At 34.7% G+C, this 5,900-nt stretch carries 5 protein-coding genes; 1 reads left to right on the forward strand and 4 read right to left on the reverse strand.

Annotated elements, in window-relative coordinates:
* Positions 1-508: 508 nt before the first annotated feature.
* From QWT87_RS20725 to QWT87_RS20740, 4 genes are all read right to left on the reverse strand, one after another.
* Entirely contained in the window at positions 509-1,153 is a 645-nt protein-coding gene (locus QWT87_RS20725; RefSeq protein WP_302718595.1) for a response regulator transcription factor, read from the reverse strand.
* Positions 1,150-2,868, reverse strand: a complete 1,719-nt coding sequence (locus QWT87_RS20730; RefSeq protein WP_302718597.1) for a sensor histidine kinase — start codon at positions 2,866-2,868, stop codon at positions 1,150-1,152. Before QWT87_RS20730 ends, QWT87_RS20725 begins: the two co-directional genes overlap by 4 nt.
* A gap of 176 nt (positions 2,869-3,044) precedes the next feature.
* Positions 3,045-4,055 (reverse strand): phenylalanine--tRNA ligase subunit alpha, encoded by a 1,011-nt coding sequence (pheS, locus tag QWT87_RS20735; protein ID WP_302718599.1) that lies wholly within the window; start codon positions 4,053-4,055, stop codon positions 3,045-3,047.
* A gap of 130 nt (positions 4,056-4,185) precedes the next feature.
* On the reverse strand, positions 4,186-4,845 hold the full coding sequence (locus QWT87_RS20740; protein WP_302718601.1) for a YceI family protein: 660 nt from the start codon (positions 4,843-4,845) through the stop codon (positions 4,186-4,188).
* A gap of 85 nt (positions 4,846-4,930) precedes the next feature.
* On the opposite strand from QWT87_RS20740, the gene QWT87_RS20745 reads away from it, so the two are divergent.
* Entirely contained in the window at positions 4,931-5,866 is a 936-nt protein-coding gene (locus QWT87_RS20745; protein WP_302718603.1) for a sulfate/molybdate ABC transporter ATP-binding protein, read from the forward strand.
* Positions 5,867-5,900 lie beyond the last annotated feature (34 nt).

Below are 5,900 nucleotides of genomic sequence, written 5' to 3' on the forward strand. Positions count from 1 at the left end.
TGATTTAACAGAACCGTTGTATATTTTCAATAGAATCTTGTTTTTAATTACGTTTTGTTTCTTAGGTCAGTAATTAAAAACGTCAAGCCTCCGAAATTTCGGAGGCTTGATTTTCATTGTGTGTGTTTTTTTAGGCTGCTTTCTAACCTTTGCTACCCTTTTTTTAGTATCTGTTACAGAGCATTGCTGCTCTGCAATCACGATACAAATATCATTTGTGTCTTAGTATCTCTGATTCTGAAATAATTTTTTTTCATCATTTGTGTTTTCAGAATCAAAAATCACTTTTAATTATCGGTTAATAATTGTTTGCTTTTGTTGATACAAATGTAGGCACATTGTGGTATATAATTCTAATAAATCATTTAGATATATATCGCTAAGCTTGTAGATATTTATCTACAACGATAAATAATTCAATATTTTAGCGGAAAAACAATCATTTTAATAAAAAAAATCACGAAATATTATTATTTCATGATCTCAATTTCAAAATGTATTTTAAAGTTTAGTAATGATTTTTCATCACTTCAATAAGTTCTACAATATTTTCGATGTTAAGTTTATCAAAAATTCTTTTCTTGAGTGTACTTACCGTATTCTGTTTAATATCAAGCCGGTTGGCTATTTCGAGATTTCCAAGACCTTCCGCGTACATTTCCGCAATCTGGAGTTCCCTTTCCGTTAAAGACAACAAAGGATTAATAAGTGTCGGATTGCTTATGGAGTTTCTCAACAAAGCCTGTGTAACCTCAGAAATATAACTTCCATGGCTGTACATTTTTTTAATCGCTTCTGCAATCTCCTCTTCCTCGCTCAGTTTGCTTAGAAATCCGTCTGCTCCCGCATTTAAGAATTTTAAAGAATGGGCGCTTTCTTCGATTCCTGTAAAAATGAGAATCTTGGTTTCCGGACTTATTTTTTTAATCTCCGGAACAACAGTAATGCTGTTTCCATCGGGAAAATGAGCATCTATAATCGCAATATCCACCGGTTGTTCCTGTATGGAAATCATAAGCTGCTGCAAATTGGAAGCGTGAAAAATCTCACTCTCCCAATCCATATCTTCCAGAAGAAAAACAATTCCCTGTCTTATCAGGCTATGATCATCCGCAAGTAAAAATCTTACAGATCCTGAATTTATTCCACTCATTTACTGATATTTAAATTAACAGAAAAATGTACGGTAGTCCCTTTTCCTTCCTCGCTGGAAACCGAAATATCACCATCATACAAACCAATGATTTCTTTGCATAAACTCAATCCCAATCCTGCTCCGAGATTTTCCACATCTTCCGATAAAACTCCCTGATAATACGGTTCGAATATCTTTTCAAGATCAGATTTGGAAATTCCGACACCGGTATCGCTGATTTCTGTAATCAAAGATATTGTATTTTCGTCAACAGGCTGCGTTTTTGTGATGACTTTTATCTGTCCGTTTTCAGTAAATTTATTGGCATTTCCCAGAATATTCATGAAAATCTGGTTGATTTTTTTATTATCTGAATAAACGTTGATGTTCTGGTTAATATTTTCATCAATAATGAATCTGTTGTTTCTGGTTTCAATGTACGGTTCAATAGAAGTAAGAATTGAAGTGATCTCGTTTTTAAGATTGAACTTCACCGGAATCAGCTTATTTTCAACCGCCTGATTTTTCGTATATTCTAAAATCTGGTTCGCCTGCATCAGCAGAGAATCGTTGGTAAAACTAATGGATTTCAGATATTCTTTCACCTTTTCGTCTTCTGTTCTTTTATTGATTCTGTTGATGAACAACCCTATGATTTTCAGAGGCGATCTCAGTTCGTGACTCAGCATTCCTAAAATTCTGTTCTTGAAATTAAGGTTTTCGCTGATCTGTTTATTCGCGGCATTCAGTTTTTTCTCATAAATAAATGCAATTCTGGTCAGGAACATAATCAAAACGGAAACAATGAACATCAGGATCATCGCACCGAATACCAGATTCTTTCTGATTCTGTTGCTTTCTGAATTCTGTTTCTGATATTCTTTTTCCAGTTCAGCTTTTGAATCCTTAATGGCAACTTCGTAGATATTCATTAAACCATTGCTGTAAACGAGAAGATTATTAAAAATTTTATAGAAATTACCGCTGTTGTTCTGGTTTCTCACCACATTTACCTGAATTTTCTTAATTTCTCCTTTATAATGATTGTTCACTTCATTAAAAATGCTGTCGAATTCAGCCTTAATATTGGCAGGGCTGGCTTCTTTTCCCTGTTTTACTGTAATAATCGTACTTTCTTTCCGTACATTTTCCTTTCCGGAAATAGCATCTCCCAAACGTCCGAAAAGCCCTTTTTTCTTTACCGTATCGGAAATTGTTTTTGTTTCTACTTTAAATTTATCGAAATCGTAGTTGACGCTGTATTTTTCCAGTTTCGGAAGGCTGTTCTCTACCTTAAAGTTGGATTTCGTAGAATATTCGTAGGTAGAATCTATCAGAGATTTCAGCTTTTTAATCTCCATAGAATCTTTCTTCTTGGAGGTTAAAACGTTTTTAAGCTTCGGATATTTGTTTTCGTAATGTCCGATACTGTCGAGATTTTTACCCAGTTTATTAAGAGAAGTAAAATAAGAATCGAGATAGGTATTATCATTACTCACCATATATTTCTGAAGAAAACTCTGTGCATTCAGGAGTTCTCCGCGGGAATTGTCCGTAAGATTTTCCAGCGTATGAACTTCTTTAAGCTGATTTTCAAAAAAGGTTAAATTTTTCCTCGAAATAAATTCATTATAGAAAAAACCGGCAATAAGAAGCTGAATGAGCAGAATACAAACGAGCAATGAGTAATGGATAATTTTTCTCGCTTTAAAATTCAATAATTTTTTGGACATTTTGTGTAAGTTATTAGTAAGTGTGTTTTTGTTTATTTTTTAACAGTAAAGAAATAGATCCATTTGTTAAAACTTTCTGTAAAAATTGAAAATTTTAAACAAGTTTACCATAAAAATAGTAAAAAATCCTGTAAATTGAATTTTTACAGGATTTAAATTTATTTAGACTTTACGAATTATAAAGTTTTGAATTGCTCTAATGTTCTGATATCATTTTCAAAGAACATTCTGATGTCGCTCATCTGATAAAGAAGCATTACAATTCTTTCAATTCCCATCCCGAAAGCATAACCTGAATATTTTTCCGGATCAATGTTTACATTCTTTAAAACGGCAGGATCTACCATTCCGCATCCCATAATTTCCAGCCATCCTGTTCCTTTCGTGATCCTGTAATCTGTTTCTGAGTTTAATCCCCAATACACATCAATTTCTGCACTTGGTTCCGTAAAAGGGAAATAAGAAGGTCTCAGTCTGATTTTTGATTTTCCGAAGAGTTCAGTCGTAAAGAACTGAATGGTCTGCTTTAAATCTGCAAAGCTTACATTTTCATCAATATATAAACCTTCGATCTGGTGGAAGATACAGTGGGAACGTGAAGAAACCGCTTCGTTTCTGAACACTCTTCCCGGTGATAAAATCCTGATCGGCGGCTGATTTTCTTCCATATAACGGATCTGTACGGAAGAAGTATGTGTTCTTAATAAAATATCCGGATTCTGCTCGATGAAGAAAGTATCCTGCATATCTCTCGCCGGATGGTATTCCGGAAGATTCAGTGCCGTGAAGTTATGCCAGTCGTCCTCGATTTCAGGACCGTCTGCCACAGCAAAACCGATAGATTTAAAAATCTCGATGATCCTGTTTTTCACTAAATTGATCGGGTGTCTTGAACCCAGATCCAAAGGAAACGCAGGTCTTGTAAGGTCTTCTTTTTCTACGATAATAGAAGATGCGGAAGCATTTTTTAAAACTTCCAGTTTTACGTTAACAGCCTGCTTCAGAGTATTGATCTTCTGTCCGAAATCTTTCTTCTGATCGTTGGGAACTTCTTTGAATTTTTCAAAAAAATCATTCAGAATTCCTTTTTTACCATTATACTTGATTCGGAAGTTTTCGATCTCCTCCTTAGATGTAGCATTAAAGCCGTTTACCTCAACGAGTAATTCTTCTATCTTTTCTATCATTGTTTTACCCTTTCAAAATGTTTTGCAAAAATACGGTTTTTCAGTTGAATAATTTTCTTAAAAATGTTAAAAAAATCTGCCTCTTTTGGGGAGGCAGACTTCAATCACTTATTTCACTTAAATAAAAAAATTATTTTTTTTCTAAAGCTTTCACGTTGATCTGAAGAGTTACCTCATCTTTTATCACGCCATTTTCGGCGGGAGCCTGAAACTTCACTCCAAATTCTTCCCTCATAATGTCTTTCGGTTCTGTAGCAATATTTACCAGACCTTCCTTCACGGAAACATTGGCTTTAAACTGAACCGGTTTTGTAATTCCTTTGATGGTTAAATTCCCATCCAGTAAAGTATTATAATCTCCTTCTGATGAAGGGGTTACTTTCGTAATTTCATATGAAGCCGTCGGAAATTTTTCTACCTCGAAGAAATCCCCGCTTTTCAGATGCCCGTTAAGTTTGTTTAAATTTTCAGTATCGTTTTTCAGATCTTCAGAAGTAAGGGAAGCCATATCGGCAACAAATTTTCCGCTTTCCAGCTTTCCTTCTTTTACAGTAACATCGCCACTTTCGAATTTAATAGTTCCGAAATGGCTTGTGTTTTCAGATTTAAAAATTTTATATCCCTTCCACTCCACTCTGCTGTTAAGTGTATCCACAACATATTGTGCCCCGTCTTTTGTAGTTGCCACTTCATTGCTATCGCTGGTAAGAGGCTTTTCCTTTTTACAGGAAACTACTGCCGCTAACGCGAAAAATGCAGGAATAACCAACGAAAACAGCTTTTTCTTCATGATTTATAATTTTTTATTACTCCTGCTAAAATAATAAAAAATTTTGTTCTTTCCTAAAAACATTTCAATTCATTACTTTTGTAATATGCTATTAGAAATAAATCATTTAAACTTTTCCTATTCTAAAGAAAAACCTTTGTTTCAGAACCTTAATCTGGGCTTTGAGGAAGGTAAAATTATTGCGCTTGCCGGAGAAAGCGGCTGCGGAAAATCTACTTTATTAAGCCTTATTTATGGTTTGCTGGACTGGGAAAGTGGTGATATTATTTTTGACGGTAAAAAATTATTGGGACCGAAAGGAAATCTGGTTCCAGGAGAAGCCGAGATGAAATTTGTTGCCCAGAATTTTGATCTGATGCCTTATGCAACGGTTGCTGAAAATGTAGGAAAATTTATCTCGAATATTAATCTGGCAAAAAAGAAAGAAACCGTTTCTGAACTTCTGGAAGTTGTCGGGTTAGAAGAATTTGCTCCTATTTTACCTAAAAATCTGAGTGGCGGACAACAACAAAGAGTTGCCATCGCAAGAGCACTTTCTGTACTTCCGAAGCTTCTGATCCTTGATGAACCTTTCAGCAATCTGGATTTTCCGAGAAAGATTGAACTGAGGGAAAAGCTTTTCCGATACGTAAAGCAGAATAACATTTCTCTGGTAATTTCCACACACGAACTTCAGGATATCATTCCGTGGCTGGATGAAATTATTGTATTGCAAAAAGGAAAAATAGTACAGAAAGGAAATCCGGAAGAAGCTTTTAAAAATCCTTTTAATTCTTACGTTGCCAAACTTTTCGGGGAAGTAAATATTTTCAGTGAAAGTGAAATGCAGGATTTTCAGATTTCAAAATTTTCTTATTATCCGAAAGAAATAAAAATCTCTGAAAGCGGTTTTGAGGCGGAAGTTCTGGAAAGCCGTTTCGCAGGAAACCATTACTGGAATAAAATAAGGGCAAAAAACAAAGAAATTATTCTGTATTCTGATGAAAAACTGAACGGAACTATCGCTGTTTCATTCGGTTAAATTCTGACGAATATTTATGACGAAGCTGAAAATC

The sequence above is a fragment of the Chryseobacterium urinae genome (assembly GCF_030518295.1).
GTDB lineage: Bacteria > Bacteroidota > Bacteroidia > Flavobacteriales > Weeksellaceae > Chryseobacterium > Chryseobacterium mucoviscidosis.

Bases quoted from the DNA above. Each gene is read 5' to 3' on its own strand.
- QWT87_RS20725 (WP_302718595.1), bottom strand. From the start codon at position 1,153: ATGAGTGGAATAAATTCAGGATCTGTAAGATTTTTACTTGCGGATGAT.
- QWT87_RS20730 (WP_302718597.1), bottom strand. From the start codon at position 2,868: ATGTCCAAAAAATTATTGAATTTTAAAGCGAGAAAAATTATCCATTAC.
- pheS (WP_302718599.1), bottom strand. From the start codon at position 4,055: ATGATAGAAAAGATAGAAGAATTACTCGTTGAGGTAAACGGCTTTAAT.
- QWT87_RS20740 (WP_302718601.1), bottom strand. From the start codon at position 4,845: ATGAAGAAAAAGCTGTTTTCGTTGGTTATTCCTGCATTTTTCGCGTTA.
- QWT87_RS20745 (WP_302718603.1), top strand. From the start codon at position 4,931: ATGCTATTAGAAATAAATCATTTAAACTTTTCCTATTCTAAAGAAAAA.